16 protein-coding genes are annotated in these 15,621 nt (G+C 72.4%); 9 read left to right on the top strand and 7 right to left on the bottom strand.

Features of this window, described 5'->3' with window-relative positions; all coding sequences use genetic code 11:
- Nucleotide 1 precedes the first annotated feature (1 nt).
- Nucleotides 2-523, top strand: coding sequence for a hypothetical protein (locus tag ACZ5XS_RS31485; RefSeq protein ID WP_468657091.1), 522 nt, complete (start codon nucleotides 2-4; stop codon nucleotides 521-523).
- Nucleotides 524-533: 10 nt separating this feature from the next.
- On the opposite strand, the gene ACZ5XS_RS31480 is transcribed toward ACZ5XS_RS31485, so the two are convergent.
- The 5 genes from ACZ5XS_RS31480 to ACZ5XS_RS31460 form a co-directional block, all read right to left on the bottom strand.
- A complete protein-coding gene (locus ACZ5XS_RS31480; RefSeq protein ID WP_217242361.1) occupies nucleotides 534-908 on the bottom strand; it encodes a roadblock/LC7 domain-containing protein in 375 nt (124 codons plus the stop codon).
- A 19-nt stretch (nucleotides 909-927) separates the two neighbouring features.
- The gene (locus tag ACZ5XS_RS31475) at nucleotides 928-1,491 is read right to left on the bottom strand and encodes a roadblock/LC7 domain-containing protein (RefSeq protein WP_468657022.1); all 564 of its coding nucleotides are present in this window, start codon (nucleotides 1,489-1,491) and stop codon (nucleotides 928-930) included.
- A gap of 46 nt (nucleotides 1,492-1,537) precedes the next feature.
- Complete coding sequence (locus ACZ5XS_RS31470) at nucleotides 1,538-2,482, bottom strand: hypothetical protein (RefSeq protein ID WP_468657020.1); 945 nt, start codon at nucleotides 2,480-2,482, stop codon at nucleotides 1,538-1,540.
- Nucleotides 2,479-2,910 (bottom strand): hypothetical protein, encoded by a 432-nt coding sequence (locus tag ACZ5XS_RS31465; protein ID WP_468657018.1) that lies wholly within the window; start codon nucleotides 2,908-2,910, stop codon nucleotides 2,479-2,481. Before ACZ5XS_RS31465 ends, ACZ5XS_RS31470 begins: the two co-directional genes overlap by 4 nt.
- A gap of 170 nt (nucleotides 2,911-3,080) precedes the next feature.
- A complete protein-coding gene (locus ACZ5XS_RS31460) occupies nucleotides 3,081-4,475 on the bottom strand; it encodes a type III PLP-dependent enzyme domain-containing protein (protein WP_468657016.1) in 1,395 nt (464 codons plus the stop codon).
- 235 nt (nucleotides 4,476-4,710) lie between these two features.
- On the opposite strand from ACZ5XS_RS31460, the gene hutU reads away from it, so the two are divergent.
- From hutU to ACZ5XS_RS31435, 5 genes are all read left to right on the top strand, one after another.
- Entirely contained in the window at nucleotides 4,711-6,375 is a 1,665-nt protein-coding gene (gene hutU, locus ACZ5XS_RS31455) for a urocanate hydratase (protein WP_468657014.1), read from the top strand.
- Nucleotides 6,376-6,554: 179 nt separating this feature from the next.
- Nucleotides 6,555-7,769 carry an allantoate amidohydrolase gene (locus ACZ5XS_RS31450; RefSeq protein ID WP_468657012.1) on the top strand — a complete coding sequence of 405 codons (1,215 nt, stop codon included), beginning with the start codon at nucleotides 6,555-6,557 and terminating at the stop codon, nucleotides 7,767-7,769.
- Nucleotides 7,766-9,115 carry a formimidoylglutamate deiminase gene (locus ACZ5XS_RS31445; protein ID WP_468657010.1) on the top strand — a complete coding sequence of 450 codons (1,350 nt, stop codon included), beginning with the start codon at nucleotides 7,766-7,768 and terminating at the stop codon, nucleotides 9,113-9,115. Before ACZ5XS_RS31450 ends, ACZ5XS_RS31445 begins: the two co-directional genes overlap by 4 nt.
- Nucleotides 9,116-9,147: 32 nt before the next feature.
- Nucleotides 9,148-10,320 (top strand): imidazolonepropionase, encoded by a 1,173-nt coding sequence (hutI, locus tag ACZ5XS_RS31440; protein ID WP_468657008.1) that lies wholly within the window; start codon nucleotides 9,148-9,150, stop codon nucleotides 10,318-10,320.
- 60 nt (nucleotides 10,321-10,380) lie between these two features.
- Nucleotides 10,381-10,596 (top strand): hypothetical protein, encoded by a 216-nt coding sequence (locus ACZ5XS_RS31435; RefSeq protein ID WP_468657006.1) that lies wholly within the window; start codon nucleotides 10,381-10,383, stop codon nucleotides 10,594-10,596.
- Nucleotides 10,597-10,623: 27 nt separating this feature from the next.
- On the opposite strand, the gene ACZ5XS_RS31430 is transcribed toward ACZ5XS_RS31435, so the two are convergent.
- Together ACZ5XS_RS31430 and ACZ5XS_RS31425 are read right to left on the bottom strand one after the other, a co-directional pair.
- Nucleotides 10,624-12,162 (bottom strand): ricin-type beta-trefoil lectin domain protein, encoded by a 1,539-nt coding sequence (locus tag ACZ5XS_RS31430; protein ID WP_468657004.1) that lies wholly within the window; start codon nucleotides 12,160-12,162, stop codon nucleotides 10,624-10,626.
- A gap of 275 nt (nucleotides 12,163-12,437) precedes the next feature.
- Nucleotides 12,438-13,343, bottom strand: a complete 906-nt coding sequence (locus ACZ5XS_RS31425) for an RNA polymerase sigma factor SigF (protein WP_468657002.1) — start codon at nucleotides 13,341-13,343, stop codon at nucleotides 12,438-12,440.
- Nucleotides 13,344-13,582: 239 nt separating this feature from the next.
- On the opposite strand from ACZ5XS_RS31425, the gene ACZ5XS_RS31420 reads away from it, so the two are divergent.
- From ACZ5XS_RS31420 to ACZ5XS_RS31410, 3 genes are all read left to right on the top strand, one after another.
- Nucleotides 13,583-13,969, top strand: coding sequence for an STAS domain-containing protein (locus tag ACZ5XS_RS31420; protein ID WP_383858610.1), 387 nt, complete (start codon nucleotides 13,583-13,585; stop codon nucleotides 13,967-13,969).
- Nucleotides 13,970-14,187: 218 nt separating this feature from the next.
- Nucleotides 14,188-14,730: an ATP-binding protein gene (locus tag ACZ5XS_RS31415; RefSeq protein WP_217242347.1), complete on the top strand. Its 543-nt coding sequence runs from the start codon at nucleotides 14,188-14,190 to the stop codon at nucleotides 14,728-14,730.
- A 171-nt stretch (nucleotides 14,731-14,901) separates the two neighbouring features.
- Nucleotides 14,902-15,609 carry an LPXTG cell wall anchor domain-containing protein gene (locus ACZ5XS_RS31410; RefSeq protein ID WP_468656999.1) on the top strand — a complete coding sequence of 236 codons (708 nt, stop codon included), beginning with the start codon at nucleotides 14,902-14,904 and terminating at the stop codon, nucleotides 15,607-15,609.
- Nucleotides 15,610-15,621 lie beyond the last annotated feature (12 nt).

The raw sequence follows: 15,621 nt of genomic DNA, 5'->3' as shown, positions 1-15,621 counted from the left end.
GATGTGGTGGCTCGGCGTGTTCGCGGCGGGCATCGGCCTGCTGGTGCCGGGCATCACCGGCCGGCGGATCGGGGTGATGGCCGGGGCCGTCCTGTTCGTCGTCGCCGCGGCCGTCGTGTCGTACCGCGGCCGCAAGCGGTACGCCGGGCTGGCGAGTTCCGCCGTCCGCGCCGGGAAGCACGACGTGCTCCAGGACCGTGCGGTGAGCGCGCGCAACTGGCGCCGGGGCCACCTCTGGTGGCTTTCGCTCGCCTTCCTCGCCGCGCTGGGCAGCGCGTTCGCCATGCCCGCCGCGGGCGGCATGCTGCTCGCCGGATGCGGTACGGGGCTGTGGCTGAAGGCCGCCTGGCTGGGGCGGCGCGAGCAGGCCGGGGACGCGCTGCTGTGGGTGCGTGTCGACTGGCTCGCGGCGAACGGCGGCCGTCCGGCCGGCAAGACGGTCAAGGCCTATCGCAGTACGGGCATCGCGGCCGGCGACGCGGCCCCGGGTGGAGCGCGCCGCCGCACCGCGGCCCTGGTCTAGTCGGGCCTGGTCAGACCTCCAGGTCCTCTTCGATCCTCTTCAGCTGGTGGCGGGCCATCGCCAGGTTGGCCCGCTTGGCGTCCAGCACCAGGTAGAGGAAGAGACCGTTGCCGCCGCGTCCGCTGATCAGCCGGATCAGGTGGTACTGGTCGGAGAGGGTGATCAGGATGTCCTCGATCTGGGCCTTGAGCCCGAGGTGTTCCATGGTGCGCATCTTCGAGCGGACGACGTCGGTGTTGCCGGCGGCGGCGACGTTGAGGTCGAAGCCCTTGCTTCCCCCCAGCGTCCCCAGCGCCATGCCGCTGGTGTAGTCGACGAGCGCGACGCCGGTGGCGCCCTCGATCGAGGCGAGTGCTTCTTTGAGTGTGGTTTCGGTGTTGGCCATGACTGTTCCTCGGTTCCTTTCAACTTTCGCTTGTGGTGCGTGCGTTGGTGGTCGTGGCGGTCGTGGTGGCCCGTGGTGTGCGCGGGGCTCTGGTCCGGGCGGCGGTCGCGGCCTTCGCGGGTGCCTTCGTAGGTGCCTTGGCGGGTGCCTTGGCGGGAGGCTTGGCAGGAGTGGCCGGGTCGGCCGGGTCGGCCCGAGGCGCCGGGGGTGCCGTCGCGGTGTCGACGAGTTCGCCGATACGGGCGCCCGACCGCCGGCCCTCCAGGTGCAGGCGGCCGACGTTGACGCGGTCCTGGGCGAGCAGCGTCAGCAGGGCGCCGTGGCCCGCCGCGTAGGTGGCCACATAGCCGTAGACCCCGCGCACGAGCAGCTCGCGGAAGTCCCCCTGACCGGTCACGTCGGCCAGCTGTGCGGCGAGGCCCCGGGCCGTCGTGACGAGCGCGGCCACGTCCGCCGGGGCGACGCCGGGGGTGTCCTGGGCCAGGACGAGACCGTCGGCGCCGGTCGCGAGGGCGCCGGTGAGCTGGGGCACGCGGGCTCTGAGCCGGCGCAACTCGTCCAGGATGTCGGCCTCCGCTGCCATCAGATCGCTCCTCTCGGCGCGGGTCCGCTGCTGCTGCCGTTGCCGTTCAAAGGGCCTCCAGCGCATCCCTGAGCCTCTTCAGCAGCGTGATGTGGGGGTCGGTGACGTCGACGGGGATTCCGGCGAGCGGGTCCGGTGCCGCGGGTGGCTCCGGTGTGACGGGCGCCTCGCACGGCCCGGGCACCTCGTACGTGCCCGGTGTCCCGTACGTGCCGGGTGTCTCGGCGGCGGGCGCAGGTGGGCGGGGTCGGGGTCTGACCACTCCGGCCGCCGCCAGGCGCCGCAGGTCCACGAGTGTGTGGAAGGCCGGACGGCCCAGCTCCCGCGCGATGTCCGTCGCCGTGCGTACGTCGTCCAGCTCGGCCAGGACCGCCCGCTGGCGGGAGGTGGGTGCCGGGGGCGCGGCGCGGTGCGTCCGGGCCAGCGGGGCCTCGTCGGTCGTCGGGTCGGGCCAGATGCGGTGCAGCATGTCCCGGCGGCGCAGGGTCTCGCGCTCCAGGGCGGCCACGGGCACCGGGCACCCGCAGGCGGGCGCGGGCCCCGCGTCCTCGCCGTCCTCGCCGTCCTCGGGGCCGTAGCGGAAGCGGCCCGGCGTGCTGCTGGGCGCGAGGGCGAAGTACGCGGCGTCGTACAGCGCGGTCAGCCGGCACAGCTCCAGCGCGCCCGGGGTGAGGTGCCCGTCGTCGACCAGGAGGTGGCCGGCGCGATGCCGGTCACCGGTCTCGGCCAGCGCCTGCCGCCAGGCGCCGGCGTCCAGGGTGCCGCGGGCGGTGAGCAGGACGTCGAGGCCGGGGGCGGACGGGCTGTCGGCGTGCACCACCCGGCCCTCGGCGAGGTGGAGCGTGCCGCGCTCGCGGACCAGGACGCCGGTGGCCCGTTCGGCGGCCAGCCGGGTCAGCATGGGCGAGACACCGCCCCAGCCCCGGTCCCGGACCGCCGCTCTTTCCCGCACCGGCAGCCGGGGTGGCGGGGTGGTCTGTACGGCGGTCATCCCAGCACCAGCCGTCCGGCCATCTCGCCGAGCCGGATGCGGGCCAGCGCGAGGTTGCCCTCCGAGCGGGCCAGCCACAGGTGCAGACACACGCTGCTGTCGAAGGGCGTCCGCACGAACCGCAGCACGTGATAGCTGTCCCGGTTGCTGATGATCAGGTCCTCGACCGGCGGATCGATGCCGTCGTCGTGTCGTGGCTCGCCGGTCCTGCCGACCTCTCCGTCCTCACCGGTGTCGGGTGCGAAGGCGTGCTGCTCGGCGGCGAGCCGGGCGAGCTCCGCGGCCTCCACCGCGGCCGTCTCCTGGTCGCCGCCCGGGGATTCCCCGACGACGCCCAGGGCCAGGCCGCTCGTCCAGTCGACCAGTGCGGCGCCCCGGGCACCGGGCAGTCGCATGGCTTCGAGCAGGCACTCGTCGATTCCGGGCACCGTTGTTCCCCTCCCGCCTGGGGTTCGGCTGAGTGACGCCGAAGCTACGCAACGTGTGCGTGCGGGGTGAGGATTCTGGCATTTTCCGGTGGAACATGCGGCGAGTGACTAAGGTGGGTCAACTGACCTTTTTTCCTTGGACAGTTGATCACCAGATCCCCCGGAGCGCGTCAACGGCGTCCCGGTGTACGGAGTGTGGTGAGTGCGCCCGCGTGCGCCCCTCCCGACTCGGCCACGATCTCCTCGACGGTCTGCGCCTCCCGCACGGTCGCGAAGGCGGTGCCCCCGGCCCCGTCCGGCGCGAAGCCGTAAACCCCCGGCCGGGCCAGGGAGTTGTACGCGTAGTGGTGCGCGAAGTAGTAGGCCCCCGTGTCCAGCGCCGCCGCGTAGTCGCCCTGTTCGAGGAGCGGCAGCGCATACCCCTGGGCGAGCAGGTCGCCCGCGAAGCACGCCGGCCCGGCGACGTCCTGCACGACCTCGGGCCCCTCCTTCGGCCGCCCCTTGCCGTCGTACGCGGCGATCCTCAGCGGCCACGCCCCCGGCGCGTACACCGTCCGCGTCGCCACCTGCACGCCCGCGTGCGTCACCGCGACCGGCCGGCCGCCCGCGCTCTTGGCGTACTCGACGCGCGCCACCACCGTCCCGTGCTTGGCCAGCAGTGACCGCCCGAACTCGGTCACCAGCCCGTACCGCCCGTCGAACAGCCCCGGCACCGCCTCCTTCAGCACCCGCGCGTAGTCCGCGTACGTCGGTGTCGTCACGTCCGACGTGAAGTTGACCGGCAGCCCGCCGCCGATGTCGATCGTGTCGATCCGCGGGCGCCCGATCCGCCGGTTGATCTCCTCCGCGAGCGCGTACGTCGCCGCCACGCCCTCGGCCATCAGCGACAGCGGGACGCCCTGTGACCCGGAGTGCGCGTGCAGCCGGGACAGCCAGGGGCGCTCGGCGTAGGCCCGCACCACCCACTCGCGCGCCCCCTCGTCCCGCAGCGCCACCCCGAACTTCGAGGTCGCCGTGGCAGTGGAGAGCGCTTCGATGGCCCCGGCCCCGACCTGCGGGTTCACCCGGATCCCGAGGGGGGAGCGACTGGCCGCCGACCTCATCAGAGCGTCGATGCGGTCCAGCTCCTGCGGGTTGTCGGCGTTGACGGCGATTCCCAACGCCAGCGCCTCCCTCAGCTCGGCCGGCGTCTTGGCGGGCGAGTCGAGAACCGTCCGGTCCGGCGGCAGCCCCGCCGCCCGCGCCAGGGCCAGTTCGCCCGGGCTCGCCACCTCGACGCCGATGCCCTCCTCGCGCAGCAGCCGCAGCACCGGCACCAGTGGGGTCGCCTTCACCGCGAAGGCGTGCAGTACGGGCGTGCCCGGCGCCGTGACCTCGTCGAACGCCGTCCGCAGGGCCGCGGCCGACTCGCGGATCCCGGTGACGTCGAGCAGGCCGACGATGGGCGCGTCCGGCCGGAGCAGCCCCTGCTCCACGGCCGCGCGGACCGCCTCGTCCCGGCGGACGACCCGTTCCCCGTCGGTGTCGCCGCTCGGGTCACCGGCGTTGCTGTTGTCCTGGTCCACGACGTCCCCGTCCTGTCGCTGCCTGCGCCCGCGTGCCGGGCCGGCCGCCCATGTGTGTGTCCCTTGTGCGTCCCTGCGTCCCTCTGTCCCTGTGTCCTCTGTTCAGCGAAACATCCATGCCTCACCCATGCCGACGCAAGAACGTATTGACTAGTTCTATTCAGAGAGCCAGGATGTGAATATCGACAGTAAGAACCCCGTCGGGAGCAATCCACCAGGAGCCAGGAGGCAGACCATGTCAGGACCCCGCCCCGTACGAGCACCGCGCGGTACGGAACTGAGCGCCCTGGGATGGCAGCAGGAAGCCGCCCTGCGGATGCTGCAGAACAACCTCGACCCGGAGGTCGCCGAGCACCCCGACAAGCTCGTCGTCTACGGCGGCACCGGCAAGGCGGCCCGCGACTGGCGCTCCTTCGACGCCATGGTCCGCACCCTGCGGACCCTCAAGCAGGACGAGACGATGCTCGTCCAGTCCGGCCGCCCGGTCGGCGTCATGCAGACCCACGAGTGGGCCCCGCGCGTCCTCATCGCCAACTCGAACCTCGTGGGGGACTGGGCGAACTGGGAGGAGTTCCGGCGCCTGGAGCAGCTGGGCCTGACCATGTACGGGCAGATGACCGCCGGTTCCTGGATCTACATCGGCACCCAGGGCATCCTCCAGGGCACCTACGAGACCTTCGCCGCCGTCGCCGCGAAGAAGTTCGGCGGCACCCTCGCCGGGACGATCACCCTCACCGCCGGCCTCGGCGGCATGGGCGGCGCCCAGCCGCTCGCCGTGACCATGAACGACGGCGTCGCGATCTGCATCGACTGCGACCCGCGTGCCATCGAGCGCCGCATCGAGCACCGCTACCTCGATGTGCAGGCCGACTCCCTGGAGCACGCCCTCCAGCTCGCCGTCGAAGCCCGCGACGCCCGCCGCCCCCTCTCCATCGGCCTGCTGGGCAACGCCGCCGAACTGCTGCCGCGCATGCTCGCCGAGGGCGCCCCCGTCGACATTGTCACCGACCAGACCTCGGCCCACGACCCGCTGGCCTATCTGCCGACGGGCGTCGACTTCGACGACATGGCGTCCGCCGCGGCCAAGGACCCGGCCGGTTTCACCACCCGCGCCCGCGAGTCGATGGCCCGCCACGTCGAGGCCATGGTCGGTTTCATGGACGCCGGCGCCGAGGTCTTCGACTACGGCAACTCGATCCGCGGCGAGGCCCAACTCGCCGGGTACGACCGTGCCTTCGCCTTCCCCGGCTTCGTCCCCGCCTACATCCGCCCCCTGTTCTGCGAGGGCAAGGGCCCCTTCCGCTGGGCGGCGCTGTCCGGAGAGGCCTCCGACATCGCCAAGACCGACAAGGCGATCCTCGACCTGTTCCCCGAGAACGAGTCCCTCGCCCGCTGGATCAAACTGGCGGGGGAGCGGGTCCACTTCCAGGGCCTGCCCGCCCGCATCTGCTGGCTCGGCTACGGCGAGCGCGACAAGGCCGGTGAGCGGTTCAACGACATGGTCGCGAGCGGCGAGCTGGCGGCGCCGCTGGCGATCGGCCGCGACCACCTCGACGCCGGGTCCGTGGCGTCGCCGTACCGCGAGACCGAGGCGATGCTCGACGGCTCGGACGCGATCGCCGACTGGCCGCTGCTGAACGCCATGGTGAACGTGGCGTCGGGAGCGTCCTGGGTGTCCATCCACCACGGCGGCGGCGTCGGCATGGGGCGGTCCATCCACGCGGGCCAGGTCTCCGTCGCCGACGGCACCAAGCTCGCCGGCGAGAAGATCCGCCGGGTCCTGACCAACGACCCCGGCATGGGTGTCATCCGGCACGTCGACGCGGGCTACGACATCGCGGAGTCGGCGGCGGCGGAGCGAGGTGTGCGGGTTCCTATGCGCGAAGGTGACGAGGCGTGATCCAGCGTGATGGTGGGCGTGGCGGCAACTCCCCGGCGGGGGCTGAGGCTTCGTCGCCGGGCGCGGGTTCGGCTGTGCCCACCCTCCCCCACTCTCCACTTCGTTCGAGCGGGGGGACCCCCATCGCCCCGCGGAACGACCGCCCACAGCCTGGTGCGGGCGGTGGTTCCTTCCTGGAGATGTGGCGCGAGCTGCGCCCCATCGGTCGGCATCCGGACTCCGGCGGCTACCGCCGCTTCGCCTGGACCGGTGCCGATGCCGAGTGCCGGGCCTGGTTCCGGGCGCAGGCCGAGGCGCGCGGGCTGACGTACGAACTGGACCGGAACGGGAACCAGTGGGCCTGGCTCGGGGATCCCGCTGCCGGGGACGCCGTCGTCACCGGGTCGCATCTCGACTCCGTGCCGGACGGCGGAGCCTTCGACGGGCCCCTCGGGGTCGTGTCCTCCTTCGCCGCGCTGGATGAACTGCGCGCACGGCGGGCCGAGTTCACCAAGCCCTTCGCGATCGTCAACTTCGGTGACGAGGAGGGCGCCCGGTTCGGGCTGGCCTGTGTCGGGTCGCGGCTGGCCGCCGGGGAGCTCGGCGCCGAGCAGGCGCACCGGCTGACCGACGGGGACGGGGTGAGCTTGCCGCGTGCCATGGAGGCCGCCGGGTACGACCCCGACGCCATCGGCCCGGACCCGGAGCGCCTCGGCCGTATCGGTGCCTTCGTCGAGCTGCACGTGGAGCAGGGGCGGGCGCTCGACCTGAGCGGCGACCGGGTCGGCATCGCCGGCGCCATCTGGCCGCACGGACGGTGGCGGTTCGACTTCCGGGGCGAGGCCAACCACGCCGGGACGACCCGGCTGGTCGACCGGCGCGACCCCATGCTGTCGTACGCCGAGACCGTGCTCGCCGCCCGCCGTGAGGCGCAACTCGCCGGTGCCGTGGCCACCTTCGGCAAGATCACCGTCGAGCCGAACGGCGTCAACGCCATCCCCTCCCTGGTGCGCGGCTGGCTCGACTCCCGGGCCGCCGACCAGGAGACCCTGGACACGGTCGTGGCCGGGGTCGAGAAGGCCGCCCGTGAGTACGCGGCCGCTCACGGCGTCGACCTCGACGTCGTCCGTGAGTCCTTCACACCGGTCGTCGAGTTCGACCACGCCCTGCGCGACGAACTCGCCCGCATCCTGGGCAGGGACAGCGGCAGGGACACCGACCTCAAGGTCCCCGTCCTGGGCACCGGTGCCGGACACGACGCCGGAATCCTCTCCGGGAGCATCCCGACCGCCATGCTGTTCGTGCGCAACCCCACCGGCGTCTCGCACTCCCCGGCCGAGTACGCGGCGGAGGACGACTGCGTGGCGGGTGTTGTCGCTCTCGCCGACGTACTGGAAGGGCTGGCCTGCACGTGACCCCGACGGAGCGGACTCGTACGTACTGGCTGGAGCACGCCTGGCTCGACACCCATGTCGAGCCGGGGGTCGCCGTCGAGGTCACGGACGGCCGCATCACCGCCGTCCGCACCGACACCCCCACCCCGCCCCCCGGCGCCGAAACCCTCCGCGGCCTGACCCTGCCGGGCCTGGCGAACGCCCACTCGCACGCCTTCCACCGCGCCCTGCGCGGCACCGTCCAGGTCGGCTCCGGCACCTTCTGGACCTGGCGCGAGGTCATGTACTCCGTGGCCGACCGGCTCACCCCGGAGACCTACCACGCGCTGGCCCGCGCGGTGTACGCGGAGATGGCCCTGGCCGGCGTGACGGCCGTCGGCGAGTTCCACTACCTGCACCACGCCCCGGGCGGCACCCCGTACGCCGACCCGAACGCCATGGGCGAGGCCCTTGTCGACGCCGCCTCCGAAGCCGGTGTCCGCATCACCCTCCTCGACACCGCCTACCTTTCCTCCGGCTTCGGACAGCCGCCCAACACCCACCAGCTCCGCTTCTCGGACGGGAGCGCGGACGCCTGGGCGGAACGCTGTTCAGTTCTCAAGGACCGGGATCACGCGCGGATCGGGGCCGCCATCCACTCCGTACGGGCCGTGCCCGCAGGGCAGTTGGCGACGGTGGCCCGCTGGGCCGAGGAGCGGCGGGCCCCGCTCCACGTGCACCTGTCCGAGCAGACCGCCGAGAACGACGCCTGCCGGGAGGCGCACGGCTGCACGCCGACGCGGCTCCTGGCCGAGCACGGGGTGCTGGGCCCGCGCACCACCGGTGTCCACAACACGCACCTCACCGACGAGGACATCGCCCTGCTCGGCGACTCGGGAACCGGCACCTGCATGTGCCCCACCACCGAGCGCGACCTGGCCGACGGCATCGGCCCCGCAGCCGCCCTCCAGAAAGCCGGCTCCCCGCTCTCCCTCGGCTCCGACAGCCACGCCGTCATCGACCTGCTCGAAGAGGCACGCGCGATGGAGCTCGACGAGCGCCTGCGCACCCGCACCCGCGGTCACTGGACGGCAGCCGCCCTGCTGCGGGCCGCTTCCGCCGACGGCCACGCCGCCCTCGGCTGGGGCGAGGCGGGCACCATCGAACCCGGCGCGCTCGCCGACCTCACGACGATCGCGCTCGACTCGGTCAGAACGGCGGGCCCGCTGCCCAGGCTCGGCGCCGAGACGGCCGTATTCGCGGCGACGGCAGCGGACGTACGGCACACGATCGTGGGCGGACGGCACGTCGTACGCGACGGGGCACACTCCCTCGTACCGGATGTGCCGCGGGCGCTGTCGGCCGCGATCGACGCCCTGCGCTCCTGAACCCCACCGAAGCCCACGCCCACGAGGACACGATGAGCAGCACTGTCATCACCAACATCGCCACGCTGGTCACCAACGACCCCTCCCTCGGTGACGGCTCTCCCCTCGGTCTGATCCAGGACGCGGCCGTCGTCATCGACGGCGACCGCATCGCGTGGACCGGTGAATCAAGCAAAGCACCCGCCACCGACAGTCACGTCGACGCCGCCGGCCGCGCGGTCCTCCCGGGCTTCGTCGACTCCCACTCGCACCTGCTCTTCGCGGGCGACCGGACGGCGGAGTTCAACGCCCGCATGTCGGGGCGCTCGTACACAGCCGGAGGCATCCGTACGACGGTCGCGGCCACCCGCGCCGCGAGCGACGACGACCTCGAACGCAACCTCACCCGCTACCTCGCCGAGGCCCTCCGCCAGGGCACGACCACCTTCGAGACCAAGTCCGGCTACGGCCTGACCGTCGCCGACGAGTCCCGCGCCCTGCGCATCGCCGCCGCCCACACCGACGAGGTCACCTACCTCGGCGCCCACATCGTCGCCCCCGACCACGCCGACGACCCCGCCGCGTACGTCGCCCTCGTCACCGGCGAGATGCTCGACGCCTGCGCCCCGTACGCCCGTTGGATCGACGTCTTCTGCGAGAAGGGCGCCTTCGACGGCGACCAGGCCCGCGCGATCCTCACGGCGGGCAGGGCGAAGGGGCTCCATCCGCGCATCCACGCCAACCAGCTGTCCTACGGCCCCGGCGTGCAACTGGCGGTCGAACTGGACGCCGCCAGCGCGGACCACTGCACGCACCTCACGGACGCGGACGTCGACGCGCTGGCCGGCGGCAACACGGTGGCGACCCTCCTCCCCGGCGCCGAGTTCTCCACCCGCGCCGAGTGGCCGAACGCCCGCCGCCTCCTGGACGCCGGCGTCACGGTCGCCCTCTCCACCGACTGCAACCCGGGCTCGTCCTTCACCTCCTCCGTGCCCTTCTGCATCGCGCTCGCGGTACGGGACATGGGAATGACGCCGGACGAGGCGGTGTGGTCCGCGACGGCGGGCGGCGCGCAGGCGTTGCGCAGAGAGGACGTCGGCCGCCTCACACCGGGGGCGTACGCCGACCTGACGCTCCTCGACGCACCGAGCCACGTGCATCTGGCGTACCGGCCGGGGGTGCCGCTGGTGAGCGGGGTGTGGCGGCGGGGCGTGCGCGAGGTCTGAGCTTCGCTCGCGTACCGCCTGCCTGCGCCCCTGCTTTCGCGGGTAACCCCGAAGTGCTCGGTGCGTGAGGAAGGCCGGGAGGAAGGTCGTGAGGAGGGGCGCGCTCAGGAGCGAGCGGCGGTCGTCCCGCGCACTCTCCAGTGGCGCCGGATCGACGTTCCCGCCCAGGTCCGCGACCGTGTCCTGTCCTCCACCGACATGGACGAGCTCGACACCCGGCTCGATCGCTCCCACCGGGTCACCGGCGCGTGGGAGCCGTTCCCTGACCGCTCTTGAGTCATACGGCTGCGCGGAGTGGGTGGCTCACCCCGCCCCCGCCCGCCAACGCTGCCCCGCAGCCCCGCTCAACGGCTCGAGCGACAGCCCCTCGCCCACCGGCGTGAGCGCCGTCGCGATGGCGATGTCCGGGCGGATCACGCCGTCCTCGTCCACCGTGAACCTGAGGTTGTCGCCGTTGCGGCCCTCCACGGACTCGCACTCCCAGATGCCCACGCCCTTGTCCACGCCACCCCGGCTGTCGAGGCAGAAGTCGGGGTCGGCGGACGACTGAAGGACACCGCGGCCGGTGTCGACGCGCCAGCGTTGGGTGGCCGAGGCGTCGCACGGGGCCGTGACGACGTCCGTGCGGTTCTCGAAGGGGCCGGAGACGTCCAGGCAGCGACCCGAGGCGAGGTTCACCACTTGGGCGTAGGTCCCTCCCGGCGGGCGGAACGGCGGCTGGGTCCGCGACGGCGACGGTGTCGGACTCGTCGTCCTCGTCGGGGTCGGACTCCTCGTCGGTGAGGGTGACGTGCTCGTCGCCGACGGCGAGGGTGTCGTCGAGACCGTGGCCGTCACCGTCACGGGAGGAGGGCCCGACGGCGTCGTCACCGTCGCGCCCGCCGACTCCCGCGGCGCCGGACCACCGCCCTGCGACAGCAGGAACATGACCAGCGGGGCCACCGCCACCCCGAGTGCCGCCGAGGTCAGCACCAGGCGACGGGACGGCTGCCGGGCGCCGGGCGGCGGCGTACGGGGCTTGTCGCCTCGTGCCCCTGCCTCACGCGCCGCGTACGCCGTCCCCGCCCACGGCAGCAGCCCTTCCGCCAGCGCCGTGCGCGGTGTGTCCCGCAGGGCGGACAGTTCCTCGTGCGCCGTCGTGCAGTGGGCGCAGTGCGCCATGTGGGCGTGCAGGTCGGGACTCTCACGCGGGCTGTCCGGTCGTACGGACTCCTCGATGAGCCGGCGGAAGTCGCCGCACCGGGGATCGTCGGAGGCGGCGAGGCGGGAGCGCAGGCAGGACCGGGCCAGCAACTGGAGGGCCTGGTCCGTGCCGTACGTCACGTCCTCGCGCGTCAGGTCCAGGTATCCGGCCGTGACGACCGGGCTCTCCCGCTCCACCACGCCGTACCAGATGAGCCCCTGCGCCCGCGACGGCAGCGACTGGAACGGGCCGAGGAGGGGCGCGGCCGGGCCGTCCGCCCCCGCCGTGTTCAGGACCAGGAGCAGGCTCGCGTCGAGGCCGGCCGAGCGGTCGTCCCTCGCCCAGGACGCGGCCACCCGTCCGGTCAGCAGCAGGAGCCGGTGCCGCCAGGGGACGCCGGGGTCGATGCCGCGTGCCGTCTCGCGGGCCGCGAGCGTGAAGGCCTGCGCGGCCAGCTGGCGGGCGGCGGAGTCGCCGGTGGCGCACAGGCGGGCGTAGGCGAGGACCGGGGTGCGGTGGCGGGCGCGGAGTGCCTGGAGGGCCAGGTACGCGGTGCCGGGGTCGGCGCGCAGCAGTTCGGTGAGGCGTGCGTCGGACGCGCCTGTGTACGGGCCGCCCCCGACCGCGTCGCCGTCGTCGACCCCGTCGGCCCCAGCCATCCACCCGCCTCCTCGCCCCCGCGAAGCCAGCCAACCCGGACATCCTGACGTACCGGCCAGTCTGTGAAGGGTGCCCATAGTGATGGACGGGGTCCCGCGAGGAAAGGGGTTCCTCGGGGTAACAGCAAGCTTTCGGCCGCGCCCCGCTGTCGTCGCACAAGCGCCGCGAGTGCCGCTACCGCCACAATCGCCGCTAACCGCCGCAACCGCCGCAACCCGGCCCATACGGGCCGGGTCGCTCAGTCACCGTCGGCAGCGCGTGGCGGCGCCCGCCGTCACTCCTCGACCGTCAGACCCTTCCGCAGCCGCACCAGCGTCCGCGACAGCAGTCGGGACACGTGCATCTGCGAGATGCCGAGTTCGTCGCCGATCTCGGACTGGGTCAGGCCTGCGACGAAGCGCAGCGAGAGGATCTTGCGGTCGCGGGAGGGGAGTTCGGCGATGAGCGGCTTCAGCGACTCCACGTACTCGATGCCTTCGAGCCCGTGGTCCTCGTAACCGATGCGGTCCGCGAGGGCACCCTCGGAGTCGTCCTCCTCGGGCTGGGCGTCGAGCGACGCGGCGGTGTACGCGTTCGACGCCGCCATGCCCTCGACGACCTCGTCCCTGGACAGGCCGAGGCGCTCGGCGAGTTCGCCCACCGTGGGGGCGCGGTCGAGCTTCTGGGCCAGCTCGTCGCCCGCCTTGGCCAGGTCGAGCCGGAGCTCCTGAAGCCGGCGCGGTACGCGCACGGACCACGACGTGTCGCGGAAGAAACGCTTGATCTCACCGACGATGGTTGGCATCGCGAAGGTGGGGAACTCCACACCACGGCTGAGTTCGAAGCGGTCGATCGCCTTGATCAGGCCGATGGTGCCGACCTGGATGATGTCCTCCATCGGCTCACTGCGGGAGCGAAAACGGGAGGCGGCGAACTTGACCAGGGCGAGGTTGAGTTCGACGAGCGTGTTGCGGACGTACGAGTACTCGTGGGTGCCCTCCTCCAGCGACTCGAGGCGCGCGAAGAGGGTTTTGGACAGGGCCCGTGCGTCCATCGGCCCCACCTCGTCGAAGGGGGGGATGTCCGGGAGTCCTGCGAGTGGGTCGTCCTGCCCGATGGGATCCAGATGTTCCGGGAGGGATGCCGACGTCGCCTGCTGGGTATGCGATGCGTCGAGCCGGGGTGACATGATGTCCTCCATCGTTCTCGGCATATGGCTGCCGAAGCCAGTTCGTGCACTGCGGTGTGCGGCGCCTCCAAAGCCGGCCGTGTCGAGTACGTGTCTCTACTAGCCCTACCCGGTTCCCCGAGGACACCGCAAGTGCGTTATGTGCGGTTGTGTCCGTTTGTGGGTGATTGTTCGGGTGTCGGAGAATGTGGAGAAGGCGTAGTGTTCGGGGGCGTCAGTCAGCAGCCACGGACGTCGGGAGAGAAGACGGCATGGACCGCGGGACAGTCGGCAGCGCACAGTCGGGCCGGCTTCTGGTCGAGGTTCGCGAAACGGGCTCCAGTGCCGTCGTGACCCCGGCGGGTGAGTTGGATCACCACACCGCCGATTTGTTGCGCGAGCCACTCGAGGACTGCCTCGACAAGGGATTCAGTCGACTGGTGGTCGACTGCTCACGTCTGGAGTTCTGTGACTCCACGGGGCTGAACGTGCTGCTGGGCGCACGACTGAAGGCAGAGGCGGCCGGAGGTGGCGTACATCTGGCCGGGATGCTGCCCGTGGTCGCGCGGGTTTTCGAGATCACGGGGGCCGAAGCTGTGTTCACTGTCCATGACACTGTCGAAGCCGCCCTGGCCGACGAGCCGGGCGAGACCGGCTGAGCCGGCGGGTCCCGCCTGACCATGGTGACCGTGCCCCCCTCGCCCCCCTGTGACCGGCGTTTTTCAGGCGCCACGGCTTTCGTGCCGAATACAGGGGTGTTCTGCCGGTCCGGTCGGGCAGGAGACTCCCGTACCGAGTGTTCGGTGACCGGCTGCGCAGAAACGGACTGGGCAGGATTTTGAATCGTGAACTGGTGAATCGGTGAGGTGAAGCGCTGATGAGCACCACCCGGCCTTACCCGCCGGGCGACCGCCGCCCGGAGCCCAGCGGCGCTTCCGGGGCGTCCGAGGGGGGCGCGCCCACGACCGGCGCGCCCGACGGGGGCGCTGCCGTGTCGTCGGAGGGGCGCGGGCGTCAGGTCCGCAGACTGGACTTCGACGGCCAGAGCGGTGTCGTGCCGCTCGCCCGCGACTTCACCCGCCAGGCGCTGTACGCGTGGGGCTGGCTGCCCGCCGCGACCGCCGACCAGCGGGCCGCCGCCGAGGACGTGCTGCTCGTCGTCTCCGAGCTGGTCACCAACGCCTGCCTGCACGCCGAGGGCCCGGACGAGATGTGGATCACCTGCGACAACAAGGTGATCAGGATCGAGGTCTCCGACAAGGGCACGGGCCAGCCGGCCCCGCGCACCCCGCACCGCGCCGGACGCCCCGGCGGACACGGCATGTTCATCGTGCAGCGGCTGTGCCTGGACTGGGGGGTCGTCCGCACCCCCGGCGCCTCGGGCAAGAAGGTCTGGGCGGAGCTGGGCGCTCCCGCGTAACCCGCGCGTCCTGACCGTGCTGGGCGCACCCGCGTGCCGGGCCGAGGTGAGCGCACCCGCGTAACCCGTACGGCAGATCCGGTGCGCACTTTGTCTTCCCTCTCCACGACCCCGGGCGTACCTTGACGGCCGATCTGATGTGCCGTCAGGAATGAGGGGACAGTGGGCACCGTGTCGAACCGGACGTACCAGAAACGAACCGCCGCCCTCGCTTCCGCCGCGGCCCTGGCCGGCTCGGCGGTGCTGATGGCCGCCCCCACGGCCCATGCCGAGGTCGTCGACGTCAGCTACCAGTGCAAGACGCCGATCGGCGACAAGAGCGCCGTCTCGCCCATCGACATCAAGGCCGTCAAGAGCGGCAGCGGCTACAAGGTGACGATGTCGTGGCAGAAGGGCGTCTCCTCCAGCCCCGTCGAACTGGGCAAGGGCGCGATGAATCCCAGCGCCACCATCAAGCTCGGCGGCGCCGACAGCGGGACCCTCACGGTGACCGGCCCCGCCAACCAGGCCGCGCTCCCCGCCAACACGCCCATCAAGATCAACGACCTGTCGGGCACGTACACGCCGAAGAAGACCGGCGAGGTCACCTTGACCGCGGGCGTGCTCACCATCAAGGCGCTGGGTACGACGACGACCTGCACACCGGCGAACAGTCCCGGGCCGTCGCTGAGCCTGGACGTCACGGCGGCCGGCGGGGGCGCTCCCCAGAGCGGCTCCGACTCGGGCGGCGACTCCGGTGCCGACTCCGGCGCCGGCCTCCCGCAGACCGGCCCCGAGGACTCCGCGATCGCCCTCGGCACCCTCGGCGGCACGGTACTGCTCGCGGGCGCGGCGGGAACGCTGTGGCTGACCAGGAGGAACCAGGCGGCACGCCGCTGACGGATCGACGCC

The sequence above is a fragment of the Streptomyces sp. NPDC033131 genome (assembly GCF_055578365.1).
This window is presented reverse-complemented; position numbering and strand designations above follow the sequence as displayed.